At 69.7% G+C, this 18973-nt stretch carries 11 protein-coding genes; all 11 read left to right on the forward strand.

The genetic code is table 11. From position 1 onward, the window contains the following. Positions 1–18: 18 nt before the first annotated feature. The 11 genes from Q1A98_RS03225 to pks13 all read left to right on the forward strand — a co-directional run bounded on the left by Q1A98_RS03225 (position 19) and on the right by pks13 (position 18935). On the forward strand, positions 19–1941 hold the full coding sequence (locus tag Q1A98_RS03225; protein WP_299570532.1) for a glycosyltransferase: 1923 nt from the start codon (positions 19–21) through the stop codon (positions 1939–1941). After that, the gene (locus tag Q1A98_RS03230) at positions 1922–2548 is read left to right on the forward strand and encodes a phosphatase PAP2 family protein (RefSeq protein WP_299569822.1); all 627 of its coding nucleotides are present in this window, start codon (positions 1922–1924) and stop codon (positions 2546–2548) included. Before Q1A98_RS03225 ends, Q1A98_RS03230 begins: the two co-directional genes overlap by 20 nt. After that, the gene (locus Q1A98_RS03235) at positions 2545–3465 is read left to right on the forward strand and encodes a decaprenyl-phosphate phosphoribosyltransferase (RefSeq protein ID WP_299569824.1); all 921 of its coding nucleotides are present in this window, start codon (positions 2545–2547) and stop codon (positions 3463–3465) included. Before Q1A98_RS03230 ends, Q1A98_RS03235 begins: the two co-directional genes overlap by 4 nt. 82 nt (positions 3466–3547) lie before the next feature. Further along, the gene (gene zomB / locus Q1A98_RS03240; RefSeq protein ID WP_299570534.1) at positions 3548–5422 is read left to right on the forward strand and encodes a flagellar motor control protein ZomB; all 1875 of its coding nucleotides are present in this window, start codon (positions 3548–3550) and stop codon (positions 5420–5422) included. 251 nt (positions 5423–5673) lie between these two features. After that, positions 5674–6651, forward strand: coding sequence for an alpha/beta hydrolase family protein (locus Q1A98_RS03245; protein WP_299569826.1), 978 nt, complete (start codon positions 5674–5676; stop codon positions 6649–6651). Between the two features lie 159 nt (positions 6652–6810). Further along, positions 6811–8697 (forward strand): alpha/beta hydrolase-fold protein, encoded by a 1887-nt coding sequence (locus Q1A98_RS03250; RefSeq protein ID WP_299569828.1) that lies wholly within the window; start codon positions 6811–6813, stop codon positions 8695–8697. Between the two features lie 84 nt (positions 8698–8781). After that, positions 8782–9315, forward strand: coding sequence for a DUF732 domain-containing protein (locus Q1A98_RS03255; RefSeq protein ID WP_299569829.1), 534 nt, complete (start codon positions 8782–8784; stop codon positions 9313–9315). Positions 9316–9318: 3 nt separating this feature from the next. Continuing rightward, a complete protein-coding gene (locus Q1A98_RS03260; protein ID WP_299569830.1) occupies positions 9319–10302 on the forward strand; it encodes a cutinase family protein in 984 nt (327 codons plus the stop codon). Positions 10303–10412: 110 nt separating this feature from the next. Then, the gene (locus tag Q1A98_RS03265; RefSeq protein ID WP_299569831.1) at positions 10413–11411 is read left to right on the forward strand and encodes a TIGR03621 family F420-dependent LLM class oxidoreductase; all 999 of its coding nucleotides are present in this window, start codon (positions 10413–10415) and stop codon (positions 11409–11411) included. Positions 11412–11673: 262 nt separating this feature from the next. Further along, positions 11674–13572, forward strand: a complete 1899-nt coding sequence (gene fadD32, locus Q1A98_RS03270; protein ID WP_299570536.1) for a long-chain-fatty-acid--AMP ligase FadD32 — start codon at positions 11674–11676, stop codon at positions 13570–13572. 26 nt (positions 13573–13598) lie between these two features. Then, positions 13599–18935: a polyketide synthase Pks13 gene (gene pks13 / locus Q1A98_RS03275; protein WP_299569833.1), complete on the forward strand. Its 5337-nt coding sequence runs from the start codon at positions 13599–13601 to the stop codon at positions 18933–18935. Positions 18936–18973 lie beyond the last annotated feature (38 nt).

The following is an 18973-nucleotide window of genomic DNA, read 5'->3' on the forward strand; positions in this document are numbered from 1 at the left end:
TCGCGTACGGCGCGGTCGCTGCTGCAGCGGGTGATCTTCCCGCGGCGCGGTGAGCCGCTCGACGTGCGCGCGCTGTACCTGGTGGAGTCCGAGACCAATGCCCGTCGCGCCCACTCGACGTCGCGGACCTCGGTGGTGCTCGGCGCCGAGTCCGAGGTGAGCTTCGAGAGTTACTTCAACGCGTTCCCCGCGTCCTACTGGCGTCGCTGGAGCGTCCTGACCGACGTGGTGCTGAGGGTGGAGGTTGCCGCCTCCGGCGGCGGGGTGGAGGTCGCGTCCTCCGGTGACGGCGACGCCCGTGCCGCCTGCCGCGTCGACGTCTACCGCTCCAAGATCGACGGCTCGCGCATCGCCGTCGACGGCGATCTCGTCGAGATGGGTTCCGACGGAACCGGTGTCGTCGAGTTCACCGTCGACCTCGGGCCGTTCGAGGACGGCGGGTGGATCTGGTTCGACGTCACCTCCGACACCGCGATCGAGCTCACCGCCGCCGGCTGGTACGCGTCGTCGACGCCGGAGTCCGGCCCCGACAGCAAGCGCGTCACCGTCGGCATCCCGACGTTCAACCGCCCCACCGACGCGGTCGCGGCACTGCACGCCCTGACGTCGGACCCGCTCGTCGACGAGGTGATCGACGCGGTGATGATGCCCGACCAGGGCACCCGCAAGGTCCGCGAGGAAGACGGGTTCGACTCCGCCGCAGCCGCTCTCGGTGATCGCCTGCACATGTTCGACCAGCCGAACCTCGGTGGGTCCGGTGGCTACAGCCGCATCATGTACGAGGCGCTCGAGCAGACCGACAGCCCGTACATCCTGTTCATGGACGACGACATCGCGATCGAGCCGGACGCGATCCTCCGCGCGCTCGCGCTGTCGCGGTTCGCGAAGTCGCCGACGCTCGTCGGCGGCCAGATGTTGAACCTGCAGGAGCGCAGCCACCTCCACTCGATGGGCGAGGCGATCGACCGCGAGCGGTTCATGTGGACGTCGGCGCCGTTCGTCACCTACGACCACGACTTCGCGGAGTACCCGCTGCGGGACCGCAAATACTCCAAGGACCTGCACCGCCGGATCGACGTCGACGGCAACGGCTGGTGGATGTGCATGATCCCGCGCGTCTGCGCCGAGGACATCGGGCTGCCGATGCCGCTGTTCATCAAGTGGGACGACTGGGAGTTCGCGCTGCGGGCCCGAGCGGCGGGCTATCCCACCGTCACCGTCCCGGGCATCGCGATCTGGCACATGGCCTGGAGCGACAAGGACGACGCGATCGACTGGCAGGCGTACTTCCACCTGCGCAACCGTCTCGTCGTCGCGGCGCTGCACCACGACGGTCCGCACGCCGGGATCATGAAGTCCTCGCTCAAGGCCCTCCTCAAACACCTGATCTGCCTGGAGTACTCGACGGTCGCGATCCAGATCGAGGCGATGCGCGACTTCCTCGCCGGACCCGACGCCGTCCGAGACATGCTCCCCACAGCGCTGCCGAAGATCGCGGCGATGCGCAAGGAGTACCCCGACGCCGTCGTTCTGCCCTCGGCGACGGAACTGCCCCGGACGTCCGGCGAGGCGACACAACTCGGCCGGAACGTCCCGACGAACCCGGTCACGAAGATGGCCGCTCTCGGCAAGGTCCTACGGAACAACCTGCGCCGCGCCGACCCGCACCACCACGAGGTCCCGCAGGCCAATTTCCCCCCCATCGAGGCGCGGTGGTTCTCCCTCGGCCGCGTCGACGGCGTCACCGTCACCACCGCCGACGGCCGAGGTGTGGTGTACCGCAAACGCGATCGCGAGACGGCGCGCGCGCTGATGCGGGAGTCGCTGGCCGTGCACCGCGAGGTGAACGAGCGGTTCGACGAGATGCGTCGCACCTACCGCGCCGCCGCCGCCGACCTGACGAGCAAGGAGAGCTGGGCCCGTGTCTTCGGCATCGACTGACGCGACCGCCGGCGGCCGTGAGGTCGACCTCCTCGTCGCCGTCCAGGGCGCTCTCACCGACCGCCCCGGGGTGCTGCCCGCCGCCCGCGGTTTGTCGCATCTCGGTGAGCACGCGCTCGGGTGGATCGCCGCCGCGGGAGCCGGGTACGTCGCGGTCACCGTCCGCGGTGACGCCGCCGCCCGTGTGCGGTGGGCGCAGGCCGGCATCGGCGCGGTGGGCGCCCATGCGGCCTCGATCGCGGTGAAGCGCGTCGTGCGTCGCCGCCGCCCGCACGACCCGCGGATCCGCGTCGGCGTCGGGACGCCGAGCCGACTGAGCTTCCCGTCGAGCCATGCCACGTCGACCACCGCGGCCGCGATCCTGCTGGGCCGCGCCGCCGGTCTGCCGCCCGCGGTGCTCCCGGCGGTCCTGGTGCCGCCGATGCTGACCTCCCGGCTCGTGCTGGGCGTGCACTACCCGTCCGACGTCGCGACCGGCGCCCTGCTGGGAGCGGTGTGCGCGGTGGCGGTGACCCGGGATGACAGACTGACCGCGCGCGCGATCGCGTGGTCCGACGCCGCCGGCCGTGCCGTGCGCGGGCGCGTGCCGAGCAGGGGAGAACGATGAGCGAGGAGCCGATCGAGACGGTCGAGGTCAAGGGGCCTCCGAAGACCCTCGCGGCAGGCCTGGTGAAGGCCGTCCGTCCACGGCAGTGGGTCAAGAACATCCTGGTGCTCGCGGCCCCCGTGGCCGCGGGTGCCGTCGGGGACGCCGACGTCATCGCCCGCACCGCGATCGCATTCGTGGTGTTCAGCATGGCGGCGTCGTGCATCTACCTCGTCAACGACGCACTCGACGTCGAGGCCGACCGCGCGCACCCCACCAAGCGCTACCGACCGATCGCGGCGGGCATCGTCCCGCAGTCGCTCGCGTTCGTCCTGGCCGCGGTGCTGGGTGTCGGCGCGCTGGCGCTGTCGTTCCTGGCCAACTGGAACCTCGCCGTCGTCATCGCCGTCTACATCGCCATCCAGCTCGGCTACTGCTTCGGACTCAAGCACCAGGCCGTCATCGACATCTGCATCGTGTCCTCGGGATTCCTGCTGCGAGCCATCGCCGGTGGCGTCGCGGCCGAGCTCCCCAAGGGCCTGTCGCAGTGGTTCCTGCTCGTCATGGCCTTCGGGTCGCTCTTCATGGCCGCGGGCAAGCGTTACGCCGAGCTGCAACTCGCCGAGCGCACCGGCGCCAAGATCCGCAAGTCGCTGGAGTACTACACGACCACCTACCTGCGGTTCGTCTGGACGCTGTCGGCGACGGCCGTCGTCCTCTGCTACGGGTTGTGGGCGTTCTCCCGCGACCACGACGAGAACGTCTTCTACGCGGTGTCGATGGTGCCGTTCACCGTCGCGATCCTGCGGTACGCCGTCGACGTCGACGGGGGACAGGCGGGCGAGCCCGAGGAGATCGCGCTCGCCGACCGCGTTCTGCAGTGTCTCGCCGTGGCCTGGTTAGTATGCGTCGGTGTCGCGGTCTATCTCGTCAGCTGAGCCCCGGAGCTCCCGCCGACCCGACGACACCGTCGGCGCCACCGCGCAGCACCGTCGCGCCGCCACCGATGACCGTCGCGGCCTGATCCGCCGTCTGCCCGCACTCACCGCGTCGATCAGCGCGCTGGTCGTGGCGATCCTGTTCGCGATCGGCGCCTGGGACCGTCGGTGGATCGCCGACGACGGCCTCATCGTGCTGCGCACCGTCCGCAACCTGCTCGCCGGCAACGGCCCGGTGTTCAACAAGGGTGAGCGCGTGGAGGCGAACACCTCGACGGTGTGGACCTACCTGATCTGGTTCTGGAGCTGGGTCACCGATGCCCAGACCGAGTACGTGGTGCTGTGGATCGCCCTCACGCTCTCCGTCTCGGCGCTCCCGCTGGCGATCTACGGGACGTACCGTCTGCTCGACCTCAAGGCCCGCGCGGGTACGGCGCTCGTCCTGCCGTTCGGCGCGCTGATCTACATCGCGCTGCCGCCCGCCCGGGACTTCGCGACCAGCGGCCTCGAGGTCAGCCTCTGCATCTTCTGGGCCGCCGCGCTGTGGACACTGATGGTGCTGTGGGCACGGCGCGCACCCGGACGCGACACCGGCCGGATCCTGCTGCTCGGGTTCACCGCCGGCATCTCCCCGCTCGTGCGGCCGGAGCTCACGCTCGTCGGTGCGCTCGCGTTGCTCGTGGTGGTCGCCTCGCCGATGAGGTGGCGACTGCGTGTGGCGTTCGTCGTCGTGGCCGCGGTGTTGCCGGTCGGCTACCAGATCTTCCGTATGGGGTACTACGGCCTGTTGGTCCCCAACACCGCGGTGGCCAAGGACGCCAGCGGATCGAAGTGGGAGCAGGGATTCCGCTACCTGGGCAACCTCTTCAGCCCGTATGTGCTGCTGCTGCCGGTGATCGTCGCGGTCGTCGCGGCGGGGCTGGTGTGGTGGACGCGGTCGCAGCAGTCGCGGCCCCGGGTCGACGACGAGCCGGCCGCGGGCGGCCGGATCGCGCGGTTGTCGTCGCGTCTGCGGACACCCGCGGCGGTCGTCACCGTGTTCGTGGTCGGCGGCCTGCTCGAGGCCGTCTACTGGCTCCGGCAGGGCGGCGACTTCATGCACGCCCGCGTTCTGCTGGTCCCGCTGTTCCTCCTGCTGCTGCCCGTCATCGTCATCCCGGTGGCCATCCCGCAGCTGCGCGGCGTCGGACGCCGGGTCGCGGTCGCCGGCGTGGCCGGCTCGGTGGCGTCGGCCGCGCTCTTCGTGACCGTCGCGGTCTGGGCGGTCGTCACGTCGCACTCGCCGGGCATGCACAACGGCACCGACATCGGCCGCAGCGGGATCGTCGACGAGCGGCGCTTCTACATCCAGAACATGTCGATCAAGCACCCGATCACGGCCGAGGACTACCTCGACTACCCGCGGATGCGTGCGATGGTCGAGGACGTCCAGGAGCACTCGGCCATCGGCGGCGTGCTGCTGCCCGCGGCCGACTACGACACCTGGTACTACGACCCTCTGCCCGTACCGCCACCTGCGGGGGTGCCCAAGCAGCTGACCGTCTTCTTCCTCAACCTGGGCATGACGAGCATGAACACCTCACTCGATGTCCGTGTGGTCGACCAGATGGGGCTGGCCTACCCGATCGCCTCGCACACCGAGCGTCTCGAGTACGCCCGCATCGGCCACGACAAGGACCTCGACACCGAGTGGGTGATCGCCGAGTCGGGTGCGATCGAGACGCACCCGTACCTGCCCTTCTACCTCGACCAGGACTGGGTCCGTCAGGCCAAGGTGGCCCTGACGTGCCGACCGACGCAGGATCTGATCGCGTCGTACAAGGCGCCGATGTCGTTCACACGGTTCCGACGCAACGTGGTGCAGTCGTTCGGGTTCACCGACTATCGGATCGAGCGTGTCCCGCTCTACGAGCTGGAACGATGCAACCTGCCCATCCCGCCCGAGATCGGTCGCTGACACCCGCGCGGAACGCCGGAAGCCGACATTTGGTCTCGATCGAGTAACGGCGGCGTGCCTCGATGCGATAGGTTCTCGGACGAGAGGACCGGCGCAGGTCACGCGGCCATGACGGTTCGTCCACGGATCGTCGACAGTGGTTTGCCGCTGTCAAAGTCAACACATAGGCTCCGCGGAGGTGTCCGGCCGAGGTCGGACACCATCGAGAGCTGTGTGACCAGCGCTCAGGACAAGAGAGTGAGCAACAGTCGATGGGTGTGACCACACCGAAGAAGCCCGCCCTGCGCGGGATGGGACGCCGCCTCGCCGCGGTGCTCGTCGCCGCCGCCACCATCGCCGGTCTCGGCGTGGCGGTCGGGTCGGGGACGGCGTCCGCCGCCCCGGGTGTCCGACAGATCTTCATCGACGGGTGCGGCATGCCGCCCGTCAAGGTGCGGATGTGGACCCGACCGGGCAACTACAAGACCGTCATCGCGCTCGACGGCCTCCGCGCCACCAACGACATCAGTGGGTGGGAGCACAACACCCGCATCGCCGACCTCGCCGACCGCGGCGTGAACGTGGTCGAGCCGGTCGGTGGCCTCGCCAGCTTCTACAGCGACTGGAATGCGCCGAGCAACTTCAACAACCAGCCCTACCGCTACCGGTGGAGCTGCGCGATCAACCAGAGCCTCATCCCGACGCTCGACCGGATGGGTCTCGCGGTCGGTCGGACCGGCAAGTACGCCATCATGGGCATCTCCATGGGTGGCAACTCGTCGATGATCATCGGCGCGAACAACCCGCGTATCGACCACCTGTTCTCGATGTCGGGGTATCTGAACCTCTCGGCGCCCGGCATGCGCGAGGCCATCCGCATCGCCCTGCTCGACGCGGGCATCGAGGCCGGTGTCGGCCCCTTCAACTCCGACTCGATGTGGGGCCCGCCCACCAGCGTGCGGTGGTTGGAGAACGACCCGTTCGTGCAGATCGGCAAGATGCGCGGCAAGAAGGTGCGTGTCGCCTCCGGTAGCGGTCTGCAGGGACGCTTCCCGACGGATCCGCTCGGTCTGATCCAGGGAGCCCCGCTCGAGGCGCTCTCGCTGGCGCAGAGCCGTGCGTTCCAGGTGCAGGCCCTCGTCAACAACGTCGAGATCACCTCCGACTTCCCCAGCACCGGTCTGCACGCCTGGGGCTACTGGTCGGACATGGTGTTCCGCGCGCTGAACCAGGGATGGTTCCGCGACTGACCCACCTCGAACCGTGAGTCACAGAAGTCTCACGATTCACACAAATTCACATCAGTAACAGTGTGGCTTCCACACTTCGGGACGCCCTCCGTGTAGTTCTTCTACGCGAAGGGCGTCTCGTGTGTCGCGGGACCTTCTCGTCGAAGGGTGTGGATGGTGATGGGTGTGTTGCGGCGCGGCGTCCTCGCGGCGACCGCGATGGCGGCGGTGCTGGCGATGACCGGAGCGGGTACGGCGCTGGCCGCTCCCGACACGGGGACCGGCGCCCCACCGAGTTCCGCGGCGCCGTCGAGCGCGGCCGACCCGGCACCCGCCCCCAACCCGGCCCCGGCCGCGATCCCGGGCGTGCGGGTGACCAACACGTTCTGGTACAGCGACCGCCGCGTCGCGATCTGGGTGTACTCGCCGTCGATGGGACGCAACATCCAGGTCCAGTTGCTCCTCGCCCGTGACTGGAACGCCTCGCCGGCCGAGCGCTTCGCCCAGATGTACATGCTGGACGGGCTGCGCGCGCAGGAGGACCAGAGCGGCTGGACGATCAACACCGACGTCGAGGACTTCTACAAGGACAAGAACGTCACCGTCGTCCTGCCCGTCGGCGGCGAGTCCAGCTTCTACACCGACTGGAAGCAGCCCGACAAGGGCAAGACCTACAAGTGGGAGACGTTCCTCACCAAGGAACTGCCCCCGATCCTCGCCGGCCAGTGGCGCGCCAGCGACGTCCGCGGCGTCGAGGGTCTCTCGATGGGCGGCACCGCAGCGATGATGCTCAGCGAACGCAACCCCGGCTTCTTCAAGTTCGCCGCATCCTTCTCCGGCATCCTCCAGCTGTCGTCGTTCGCGATGCCGCAGGCCGTGCAGTTCGCGGTCCGCGACGCCGGCGGTTACGACTCGGCGAAGATGTTCGGCCCGCCGTCGGACCCGGCGTGGAAGGAACACGACCCCTACCTGCACGCGAACGCGCTCAAGGGCGTCAGCCTGTACATCTCGTCGGGCAACGGGCTCATCGGCCAGTACGACACGCCCTCGGATCTGCCGTATCTGGCGACCAACTACGCGGGCGTCGGTCTCGAGGTGCTGTCGCGGGTGACGTCGACCCAGTTCGCGACCAAGCTGAACCAGCTCGGCATCGCCGCACAGGCCGTGTACCGCCCCTCGGGAACGCACACCTGGGGCTACTGGGAGTTCGAGATGCACCAGGCGTGGCCGCAGGCCGCGCGGGCGCTCGGCGTGGCCGCCGACACCCCGAAGTGCGGCGTGGGCGGGGCCATCAAGCCCGTCGCCGACAAGCACAAGGAGCTCGGTGAGTGCCTCACCCCGGAGTACGGCGTGCCGGGCGGGCGGGCCCAGGACTTCCGCGGCGGTCGTGTCCTCTGGTCGTCGGCGACCGGTGCCCACGTCGTCGGCGGTGCCATCGGCGGCGCGTACGTCGCGTCCGGCGGCACGGACGGGTTCCTCGGCTTCCCGATCAGCGACGAACTGGGCACCCCGGACCGCAAGGGGCGGCTGACCAAGTTCCAGAACGGCTACATCTACTGGACACAGGCGACCGGGGCGCACCCCGTCGCCGGGGCGATCCTCGCCGACTGGGCGAAGGCCGGCTACGAGCGTGGCCCCATGGGCTACCCGACGGGCGACGAGGTGGACACGCCCAACAGCAAGGGCCGCGTTCAGGGCTTCCAGCTCGGTGCGTACTACTGGAACCCCTCGACCGGCGCCCACTCGGTCCAGGGGAAGATCTTCGAGAAGTACGGCAAGACCGGCTACGAGGACGGGTACCTCGGGTTCCCGACCTCGAACGAGCTCGGCGCGACCCGGGGCGGACGGTTCAACCGTTTCGAGGGCGGCAACATCTACTGGACACCCACACTCGGTGCCTTCGCGATCCCGACCGGCAAGATCTTCGACGCCTGGGGACAGGCCGGCTTCGAGGGCGGGCGGCTCGGCTACCCGATCAGCGACCAGTTCGCGATCACCGGTGGCAACCGGGTGAACTTCGAGCGCGGGTACATCGAGGAGATCAACGGCACAGCCGTCGTCCACTGAGGTGGACTCCCGACCGCCGGCGGCCCGAGGCCGTCGGCGGCCGCCGGTAGCCTGGCGGGCCGGTACCGACGAGAAGGGGAGCAGATGGGGAAGACGCGCGTACGTCTCGGAGCGGCTGTCGCAGGGTTGGCGGCGGTCGCACTGCTGGGCGCCTGCGGCAGCGGCGACTCGACGGTCTCGGCGCCGGTGAGCAGCTCCGAGGACGCGACGACCGCCGTCACCTCGTCGGCGGCGCCGTCCTCCTCGGCGTCGGAGGACCCGTCGACGGACCCCTCCGGCTCGGTCGGTGGTTCGTCGCTGCCGGCGACCGCCCCGGGTGGGACCAGCTCGGCCCCGCCCGGGTTCCCCGGCGGTGCGGCCGCACCGCAGGGCAGCAAGGGCGAGGCGTTCCTCGCCGAACTGAAGCGGCAGGGCGTCACCGTCCCCAACGATCCCGACAACTCCATCGCGCTGGGTGCCGCGGAGTTCGTGTGCGCCGAGAAGGCACGCAACACCCCGGCGGCCCAGGTGACGACGTTCGTCACCGCGATCGTCGGGTCCGGCACCAGCGACACGGCGACGGCATCGGCGAACGCCGACAAGCTCATCGCTGCCGCGAACAGCAAGTACTGCGGGTAGCTGGTGGCCGGCCGGAGAACGCGGTCCCGTCGCCGCACCTGGGTGTGGGTGCTGCTGGGCGTGGCCGTCCTCGCGATCATCGCGATCATCCTGGTGATCGTGCTGATCATCAGCATCGTGCAGCCCGGACCCGGGGGACCGCGCCTGCCGGGCACGGGCCCCTCGTCCAGCGCGCCCCGTCCCACAGCGCAGCCCGCCGACTGCCCGGACGTGCAGGTCGTCGTGATCCCCGGGACGTGGGAGTCGTCGGCCACGGACGACCCGTACTCGCCGTCGGCGAACCCGAACTCGCTGATGCTGAAGATCTCGAAGCCGCTGCAGGACGCGTTCCCCGACTCCCGCGCCGACGTCTACACGGTCCCGTACGTGGCGCAGTTCCGGAACCCGACGAACCCGGCCGACCGCACCACCGACTACAACACCTCGCGTGCCCAGGGCGCCCAGCGTGCTCGCGCGGAGATCCGGCGGGTCGCCGACAAGTGCCCGCTCTCGGGCTTCGTGCTGATGGGCTTCTCGCAGGGCGCGGTGATCACCGGCGACATCGCCTCCGACATCGGCAACGGCCGGGGGCCCATCGCCGCCGACCAGGTCCTCGGAGTCGGCCTCATCGCCGACGGCCGGCGCCAGCCGGGCGAGGCGCAGTCGGTCGGACCGAACCCGGACGGCGTCGGCGCCGAGGTCGCGCTCGGCGGATTCGGTGGCATCGTCCCGGGGATCGCGATGACCGGTGCCCGCGCGGGCGGGTTCGGCGACCTGAAGGACAAGACCTGGTCGCTGTGTGCGCCGGGTGACCTCATCTGCGACTCGCCGACGATCGTCAACCCGCTCGAGGGGCTGTCGAAGATCGCCGGTGCGCTGAACAACCCGGTCCACGCGCTGTACGCGACGACGCGCTACTGGAACGACGACGGTGCCTCGGCGACCCGCTGGATGTTCGGGTGGGCGCGGTCGCTCATCACCGACGCACCGCGACCGAAACACGACTAGGGCCCGCCACCACCGAACGGCGTGACTTTTGTCAGATGGTGTCGCGCCACTATCGTGACCACGTTCTGCGCCTGCACTCCTCTGCGCCCCACGACGAGAACGGGAGAACGATGACGAGCGACGCGACCCGCGCGCTGCGGCCTTTCCGCTTCGCGGCCGGGGGTGAGGGGAACCGCGACGAGGGCGGTGCCCGCAAGTTCGTCGCCCTCGCGCAACGCGCGGAGGAGTACGGCTTCGACACGTTCGCCATCCCCGATCACCTGGAGAACCAGGTCGGTCCGCTGGCCGCGCTCGGTGCGCTGAGTCAGGCGACGTCCACCATCCGCCTGGCCACCACCACCCTGGCCGCGGGCCTGCGGCACCCCGTGGTGCTGGCCAAGGAGGCCACCACCATCGACGTCCTGTCGAAGGGGCGCCTCGAACTGGGCATCGGCGCGTCGTGGCTGCGCGAGGACTTCGACGCGGCCGGTATCTGGTTCGGTACCCCGGGTGAGCGGCTCGCCCAGGTCGACGAGGCGCTCACGATCCTCGACGTGCTGATGCGCGGTCAGGAGTGCACCTTCCACGGGAAGTACTACGACGTGGAGAAGGTGGTGGGCGCTCCGCGACCACGGCAGGGTCCGCGCCCGCCGATCATGGTCGGTGCCGGCGGCCCCCGCATGCTCGAGATGGCGGCCAAGCACGCCGACATCATCTCCGTCGCGACCGGCTCCACCCCGGACGGCCGGCTGAAGCTGTCCGACATGACGATGGCGAAGACCGTCGAGCGCGTGGACCGCATCCGCCAGGCCGCCGGGGACCGGTTCGAGGACATCGAGCTGAACTGGACCATCGCCACGATCCTCGTCACCGACGACCGGGTGTCGACGGCGGAGATGGTGCTCTCGGCCATCGACTCCGGCTTTCCGCCGAACATGGCCAAGGACGCCGACCTCACCGTCGACGACATCCTGTCGTCGCCGTACATCATGGTCGGCTCGTTCGAGGAGATCGCCGAGCAGATCCGGCTGGTGCGTGAACAGACGACGATGTCCTACGTCGGCGTCTTCCCCACGCAGATGGACGCGTTCGCGCCGGTCATCCCGATCCTGCGCGAGGGTGAGCGATGATCGGTCGGTCGGGTCAGCCCACGCCGACACCGTGCATGCCGGTACTATGCGGAAGGTTTGTCGCACAGTCGGACGACGCGGGGTCGGGGCCCCACGTACCCGATGTGCGCACTCATGCACGGACGTACACGGGAACGCTGGGGGGCGGATCCACGGTCAGGTCGCTGTGCCTGTCCCGCGGTTCCCGACATCGAGGGCCGGTGCGACTCACGGTCGGCCCCGAACACGCGACGGGACGGGGCGGAACATGTCAACAGGAGTTGTGATGAAGCGTGAGTTCTCGGACTTCCTCGACGAGAACGGCTACCTCCGCATCTCCGAGGAGGACACGCTCGTCGACTACGTCGAGCGGAACGTGGTCGAGAAGGCCGACACCCTGGCCTACCGCTTCATGGACTACAGCCGCGAACGCGACGGCGAGGCCATCGACCTGACCTGGGCGCAGTTCGGCAAGCGACTCCGGGCCGTCGCCGCACGTCTGCAGCAGGTCAGCTCCCCGGGCGACCGCGTCGCGATCCTCGCGCCGCAGTCGCTCGAGTACGTCATCGGGTTCTTCGGCGCGCTCTACGCCGGCAACATCGCGGTGCCGCTGTTCTCCCCCGACGAACCCGGTCACACCGACCGTCTCCACGCGGTCCTCGGTGACTGCACGCCGAGCGTGATCCTCACCGCCACGAAGTCGGCGGAGGCCGTGCGCGACTTCTTCAAACCGCTGCCCGCCAAGCAGCGTCCCCGCGTCATCGCGGTCGACGCGGTGCCGGACTCGGTCGGCGAGACCTGGAAGCGGCCGACGCCCACGCAGCACGACATCGCCTACCTGCAGTACACCTCCGGCTCCACCCGGACCCCGGCGGGCGTCGAGATCACGTACGAGTCGGTCGGGTCGAATGCGCTGCAGATGATCAACGCCCTCGACCTGCACGAGAACTGCCGTGGCGTGACCTGGCTGCCGATGTTCCACGACATGGGTCTGCTGACCGTCATCGTCCCGGCGCTCGGCGGCAAGTACATCACCATCATGAGCCCGGCGGCGTTCGTCCGCCGTCCCGGTCGGTGGATCAAGGAACTCGCGGCCGCCTCCGATGGCGCCGAGACCTTCGCCGCCGCACCCAATTTCGCCTATGAGCACGCTGCCGCCCGCGGTCTGCCGCGCGAGGGCGAGAAGCTCGACCTGAGCAACGTCATCGGCCTCATCAACGGCAGCGAGCCGGTCACGGTGAGTTCCATGAACAAGTTCCGCGAGGCCTTCGAGCCCTACGGTCTGCCCGAGTACGCGATGAAGCCGTCGTACGGCATGGCGGAGGCCACGCTGTTCGTCTCCTCGCCGCCCCGGCACCGGGAGCCGAAGGTCATCTACGTCGATCGTGACGACCTGAACGCCGGGAAGTTCACCGTCGTCGACCAGGCCGCGCCCAACGCCGTCGCGCAGGTGGCGTGCGGGCAGGTCGCAGCGAGCCAGTGGGCCGCGATCGTGGACCCCGAGACCGCGAGCGAACAGCCCGACGGTGTCGTCGGCGAGATCTGGCTGAACGGGATCAACCTGGGACACGGCTACTGGGGTCGTCCCGACGAGTCGCAGGCGACGTTCCGCAACACCCTCGAGCACCCGCTCGGCAGCGGGAGCCACGCACAGGGCGCCCAGTTCCCGGACCGCTGGCTGCGGACCGGCGACTACGGCGTCTGGTACGACGGCGACCTGTTCATCACCGGCCGGGTGAAGGACCTCGTCATCGTCGACGGCCGCAACCACTACCCGCAGGACCTCGAGTACTCCGCCCAGGAGGCGTCGTCGGCGCTGCGCCCGGGGTTCGTCGCCGCCTTCGCGGTGCCCGCCAACCAGTTGCCGCCGGAGGTCTTCGCCAACGCCTCGTCGGGCATGAAGCAGGACCCCGACGACGCGTCCGAGCAGCTGGTGATCGTCGGCGAACGCAACACCGGCAAGCGTCAGGATCCGCAGGAGGTCGCCGATGCCGTGCGCGCCGCGATCGCCCAACGCCACGGTGTGATGGCCCGGGACGTGCTGATGGTCCCGGCCGGGTCCATCCCGCGGACGTCCAGCGGCAAGATCGCCCACACCGCCTGCAAGAACGCGTACATCGACGGCACGCTGCGCGGGGGGTACACGCAGACCGCGTTTCCCGACGCGCCCACCGACGAGTGACGCGCGAGACCGATCGACAGGACGAGATGTCTGAACTGAACAGCGGCGCAGCACATTCGGCGGGGACGGGGGAGTCGGCCGAGGCCGCGCGTCCCGACGGGACGGGCCCTGCACCGGTCACCGGCGATGAGGCGACCACCGTCACCGACAGTGCGCACGGCACCGCGGGCGAGACGGCCGGTGACCTGACCGTCGCGGAGCTGCGGGACTGGCTGCGGCAGTGGGTCTCCACCGCCACCGGACTGCCGGTCGAGCAGATCTCCGACGACCGTCCGATGGAGGAGTTCGGCCTGGCCTCGCGTGACGCTGTCGCCATGGCAGCCGACATCGAGGACAAGACCGGTGTACTGCTGACCGCGACCGTCGCCTACCAGCACCCGACCATCGCGTCGCTGGCGAAGCGGATCATCGAGGGCGACCCGGACGCCGGCGTCGACACCGACGCCGACGCGCAGTTCTACGTGCGGGAGCGGGCGGCCGAGGACGACATCGCGATCGTCGGTGTCGCGACGCGCTTCCCGAAGGCCGGGTACACCCCCGAGTCGACGTGGGATCTCCTGATCAACGGCCGGGAGGGCGTCTCCGACCTGCCCGAGGACCGGTGGACCGAGTTCAAGGCGGAGCCGCGCGTCGCGCAGGTGCTCGCCGAGTCGAACGTGCACGGCGGCTACCTCGACGACGTCAAGGGCTTCGACGCCGACTTCTTCCAGATGTCGCCGCGCGAGGTCGAGATGGTCGACCCGCAGCAGCGCCTCGCGCTGGAGTTGACGTGGGAGGCCTTCGAGCACGCGCACATCCCGCCGAGCGACCTGCGCGGCGCACAGGTCGGCGTGTACCTGGGCAGTTCCACGAACGACTACCAGATGATGGCCGTCGCCGACCCCGAGTCGAACGGCGACACCGCGGCCTACGCGTTGACCGGCACCTCGACGTCGATCGTCGCCAACCGCGTCTCGTACTTCTACGACTTCCGCGGTCCGTCGATCGCCATGGACACCGCGTGCTCGTCGTCGCTGGTCGCCGTGCACCAGGCGGTGCGCAGCCTCCGGTCGGGTGAGACCGACGTCTGCGTCGCCGGCGGCGTCAACATGCTGCTGTCGCCGGCGGCGACGCTCGGCTTCGACAGCATCGGCGTGCAGGCGAAAGACGGTCGCATCAAGGCGTTCTCGGCCGACGCCGACGGGATGATCCGTGCCGAGGGTGGCGGCGTCGTCATCCTCAAGCGCGTCGCCGACGCCCGCCGCGACGGCGACACGATGCTCGCGATCATCGCGGGGTCGGCGGTCAACTCCGACGGCCGGTCGAACGGCCTGCCCGCACCCAATCCCGAGGCGCAGGTCGACGTGTTGCGTGCCGCGTACCGCGACGCCGCCATCGACCCACGCTCCGTCGACTACATCGAGGCGCACGGCACCGGCACCATCCTCGGCGACCCCATCGAGGCCGACGCGCTCGGCCGCGTCGTCGGGCGCGGACGCGACGCCGACAAGCCGGCACTGCTGGGCTCGGCGAAGACGAACTTCGGCCACCTCGAGGCGGCCGCCGGCTCCGCCGGTCTCATCAAGCTCGTGCTCGCGATGCAGAACGACAAGCTGCCCCCGTCGCTGAACTACACCGCGCCGAACCCGTACATCCAGTTCGAGGCCACGCGTCTGCGCGTGATCCCGGAGGCGACCGAGTGGCCGCGCTACAGCGGTCACGCGGTGGCGGGCGTGTCCGGCAACGGTTTCGGGGGCACCAACGCCCACGTCGTCGTGCGTGAGGTGCTGCCGCAGGATCTGACCGACAGTCCAAAACCGAGTCCGGCGCAGGAGATCGCGGCCGTGGCGCTGGGTGCCCACAGCCCCGCCGACATCGATGACGACCTCGATGACGACGAGTTCCTCACCGACGCGGAGAAGGCGGCGATGGGGATGTTCGCCGGGTCGACTCCGGCGGTCGAGGAGACCCCGGCCGTCGAGGCCGATCCGCTCGCCGACTACGCGCCGGTCACCCGGGAGGGCATGGTTGTCCCGCTGGTCATCTCGGCGTTCCTGCCGTCGCGTCGCCGCAAGGCCGCGGCCGACCTCGCCGACTGGCTCGAGACCGACGAGGGGCGTGCCGCGTCGCTCGTCGACATCGGCCGTGCGTTGGCCCACCGCAACCACGGACGCAGCCGCGCCGTCGTCATGGCCCACGACCACGACGAGGCGATCAAGGGTGTCCGCGCCGTGGCCGAGGGCAAGGCGTCGCCGCTCGTGTTCTCCTGCGACTCACCGGATCCCGCGTCGGCCGTGTGGCTGCTGTCGGGCTTCGGAAGCCAGCACCGCAAGATGGCCAAGCAGCTGTACGGCGAGAACCCGGTGTTCGCGGCGACCCTCGACCGGGTCGACGAGTTCGTGCAGAACGAGCTCGGCTACTCGATCGTCGAGATGTTCCTCGACGACGCGCAGACGTACGGCATCGAGACCGCGCAGGTCGGCATCTTCACCATCCAGGTGGGCCTGTTCGAGCTGCTGCGCCACCACGGGGCGCAACCCGGTGTGCTGGTGCCGCATTCGATGGGCGAGGCCTCGGCCGCCTACATCAGCGGCGGGCTCTCGCTCGAGGACGCGACGCGCGTCATCTGTCAGCGCTCGCGTCTGATGGGTGAGGGCGAGGCGAGCCTGGAGGGCGACGACATCCGTCTGATGGCGCTGGTCGAGTACAGCGCCGACGACATCATCGGTGTCCTCGAGGACTTCCCCGGCCTGGAGATCTGCGTCTATGCGGCGCCGACACACACCGTCATCGGTGGCCCCGAGTCGCAGGTCGACGCGATCGTGGCCCGTGCGGAGTCCGAGGGCAAGCTCGGGCGCAAGCTGCAGACGAAGGGTGCGAGCCACACGTCGCAGATGGACCCGCTGCTCGGCGAGCTCGCCTACGAGTTGACCGGCATCGAGCCGCTGCGTCCGACCGTCGGGTTCTACAGCTCGATCGACCGGGAGACGTTCTACCGCCCGGGATCCGAGCCGGTGCACACGATCGAGTACTTCATCAAGGGCCTGCGGCACAGCGTGTGGTTCTCGCAGGCGATCGCGAAGTCGGTGGAGAACGGGCACCGCACGTTCCTGGAACTCTCACCGAACCCCGCCGTGCTGATCTCGGTCGCCGCGGTCACCTTCGACGCCGGTCTGCACGACGCCGAACTCATCGAGACGCTGCGGCGCAAGGAGGACGAGGGTCTCGGCGTCGTCACCGCGCTGATGAAGCTCTACGTCCACGGTCACGCCGTCGACGTGGCGAGCCTCTTCGGGGCGGGTGAGTACGCCGACATCCCGCGGACGCGCTTCGAGCGCAAGGAGTACTGGCTGCGCACCCGCATCGGTGGTGGCAGCGGTGCCGACCGCGTCCCGGGCGCGCACGTCGCGTTGCCGGACGGGCGCCACGCCTGGGAGGTGTCCGCCGCTGCGGTCACCGACCCCCGCGCGCTCGTCGGTGCGGCGGCCGGCCAGGTCCTCACCGACGTCGCGGTCGGCGCGGCCGAGCAGTACGCCGAGATCCCCTCGGCGGGAACGCTGACCACCACCTTCACCGCGCACCCCGGTGGCGGGTCGCTGCAGGTGCACGCGAAGGACGGCTCGTCGTTCACGCTGCTCATGCATGCGGTCGTCAGGGGCACTGCACTCGGGGCGACCGCTGTCGCCGCCGAGCCCGCAGCTGTCCCCGGTGCGACCGACCAGTCGCCGGGTGAGGCCGCCCGCGCATCCGGTTTCGTCGACGAGCGCGTGGTGACCGAGCCGGAGATCGTCGAGGACATCGGTCAGCGGTGGAGCCCCGACAGCGGTCAGTCCGTCGACGACCGTGTCGCGCTGATCGTCGCGGAGTCCATGGGTTACGAGCCCGAGGACCTGCCGCGGGAGATCCCGCTCATCGAGCTCGGTCTCGACTCGCTCATGGCGGTCCGGATCAAGAACCGCGTCGAGTACGAGTTCGACATCCCGCAGCTGCAGCTGCAGGCGATGCGGCAGGCGGACCTGCGCGACGTCGTGAAGTTCGTGACCTACGCCGTCGAGCACCGTGACGAGGTCGCGGCCATCGCCGAGGGCGGAGATGGTGCCGTGCTCGACACCGCGGCCATCGCCGAGCTGATCGACGCGGCGCCGGCATCCGAGCCGGCCGCGACCGAGACCCCGGCGACGGCCGAGACGCCCGCCGCGCCACCGGAGCCGGTGGCAGAGCCCGCGCCGGTAGCCGACCCGTCTCCGGCCACGCCGTCGCCGTCGCCCGCTGCACTCGTCGACCAGGCAGCCGTCGCCGCGGCCGCCGGTGCCGACGTGCCACCGCGGGACGCGGCCGAGCGTCTGACGTTCGGAGTGTGGACGAAGGTCACCGGCGCGTCGCCCGGCGGCATCTTCACCAAGCTGCCCGTGCTCGACGAGGAGACCGCCGAGCAGCTCACCGCGCGGCTGTCGGAGCGCGCCGGCGGGGAGATCGACATCGAGGACGTCCTCGACTCCGAGACCATCGAGGACCTCGCGTCGTACGTGCGTGACCACCTCGAGGGTGGTGCCGTGGACGGGTTCGTCCGCTACCTGCGCACGGTCGAGGGATCCACGAAGCCGCCTCTGCTGCTGTTCCATCCGGCGGGTGGGTCGTCGATGGCGTACGAGCCGTTGCTGAAGCGACTGCCCGAGGACCAGCCGGTCATCGGTTTCGACCGCGTCGAGGGCACCATCGCCGAGCGCGTCGAGCAGTACCTGCCGAAGCTGCTCGAGGTCGTCCCGAACGGCCCGTACATCCTCGCGGGCTGGTCACTCGGTGGCGCGCTCGCCTACGGGTGCGCGCAGATGCTGCGTGAGAGGGGTGAGGACGTCGCGTTCGTCGCCCTGATCGACGCGGTGCGGCCCAACGGGTCGTCGGAGGAGACGACCGAGGAGAAGCGTGACCGTCTGGAGCGCTACATGGCGTTCGCCAAGCGCACCTACGGCGTCGACGACGTCCCGGTCCCGATGGACCGCCTGGTCGACGCCGACGACGAGGGCCAGTTCCGGATCGTCATGGAGCTGCTCCAGATGAGCAACGCGAAGATCCCGGGCGGCATCATCGAGCACCAGCGGACGTCGTTCCTCGACAACCGCGCGCTGTCGACCATCGAGCCGGGGCCGTTCGACGGCACGGTCGTGCTGTACCGCGCGGACAAGATGCAGGACGGAGCCGTCGAGCTGGAACCGCGCTGGGCCGACATCCCCGAGGACGGCCGGTGGGGTGAGGTCGTCGACGATCTGGAGATCGTGCACATCGGCGGCGACCACATCGCGATGATCGACGAGCCGTACGTGTCGCGGATCGGTGCGGACCTCTCGGCCCGACTGGCCCGGCTGACCGCCGACGCGAGCGCATGATGAGCCGGTGGGACCCCGGAGGTCCCACCGATCACCGA

This window comes from uncultured Williamsia sp. (assembly GCF_947494875.1).
GTDB lineage: Bacteria > Actinomycetota > Actinomycetes > Mycobacteriales > Mycobacteriaceae > Williamsia_A.

Excerpts from the sequence above, each read along its gene's own strand:
- Q1A98_RS03235 (WP_299569824.1), top strand. The coding sequence starts at position 2,545 with ATGAGCGAGGAGCCGATCGAGACGGTCGAGGTCAAGGGGCCTCCGAAG.
- Q1A98_RS03245 (WP_299569826.1), top strand. The coding sequence starts at position 5,674 with ATGGGTGTGACCACACCGAAGAAGCCCGCCCTGCGCGGGATGGGACGC.
- Q1A98_RS03250 (WP_299569828.1), top strand. The coding sequence starts at position 6,811 with ATGGGTGTGTTGCGGCGCGGCGTCCTCGCGGCGACCGCGATGGCGGCG.
- Q1A98_RS03255 (WP_299569829.1), top strand. The coding sequence starts at position 8,782 with ATGGGGAAGACGCGCGTACGTCTCGGAGCGGCTGTCGCAGGGTTGGCG.
- Q1A98_RS03265 (WP_299569831.1), top strand. The coding sequence starts at position 10,413 with ATGACGAGCGACGCGACCCGCGCGCTGCGGCCTTTCCGCTTCGCGGCC.
- pks13 (WP_299569833.1), top strand. The coding sequence starts at position 13,599 with ATGTCTGAACTGAACAGCGGCGCAGCACATTCGGCGGGGACGGGGGAG.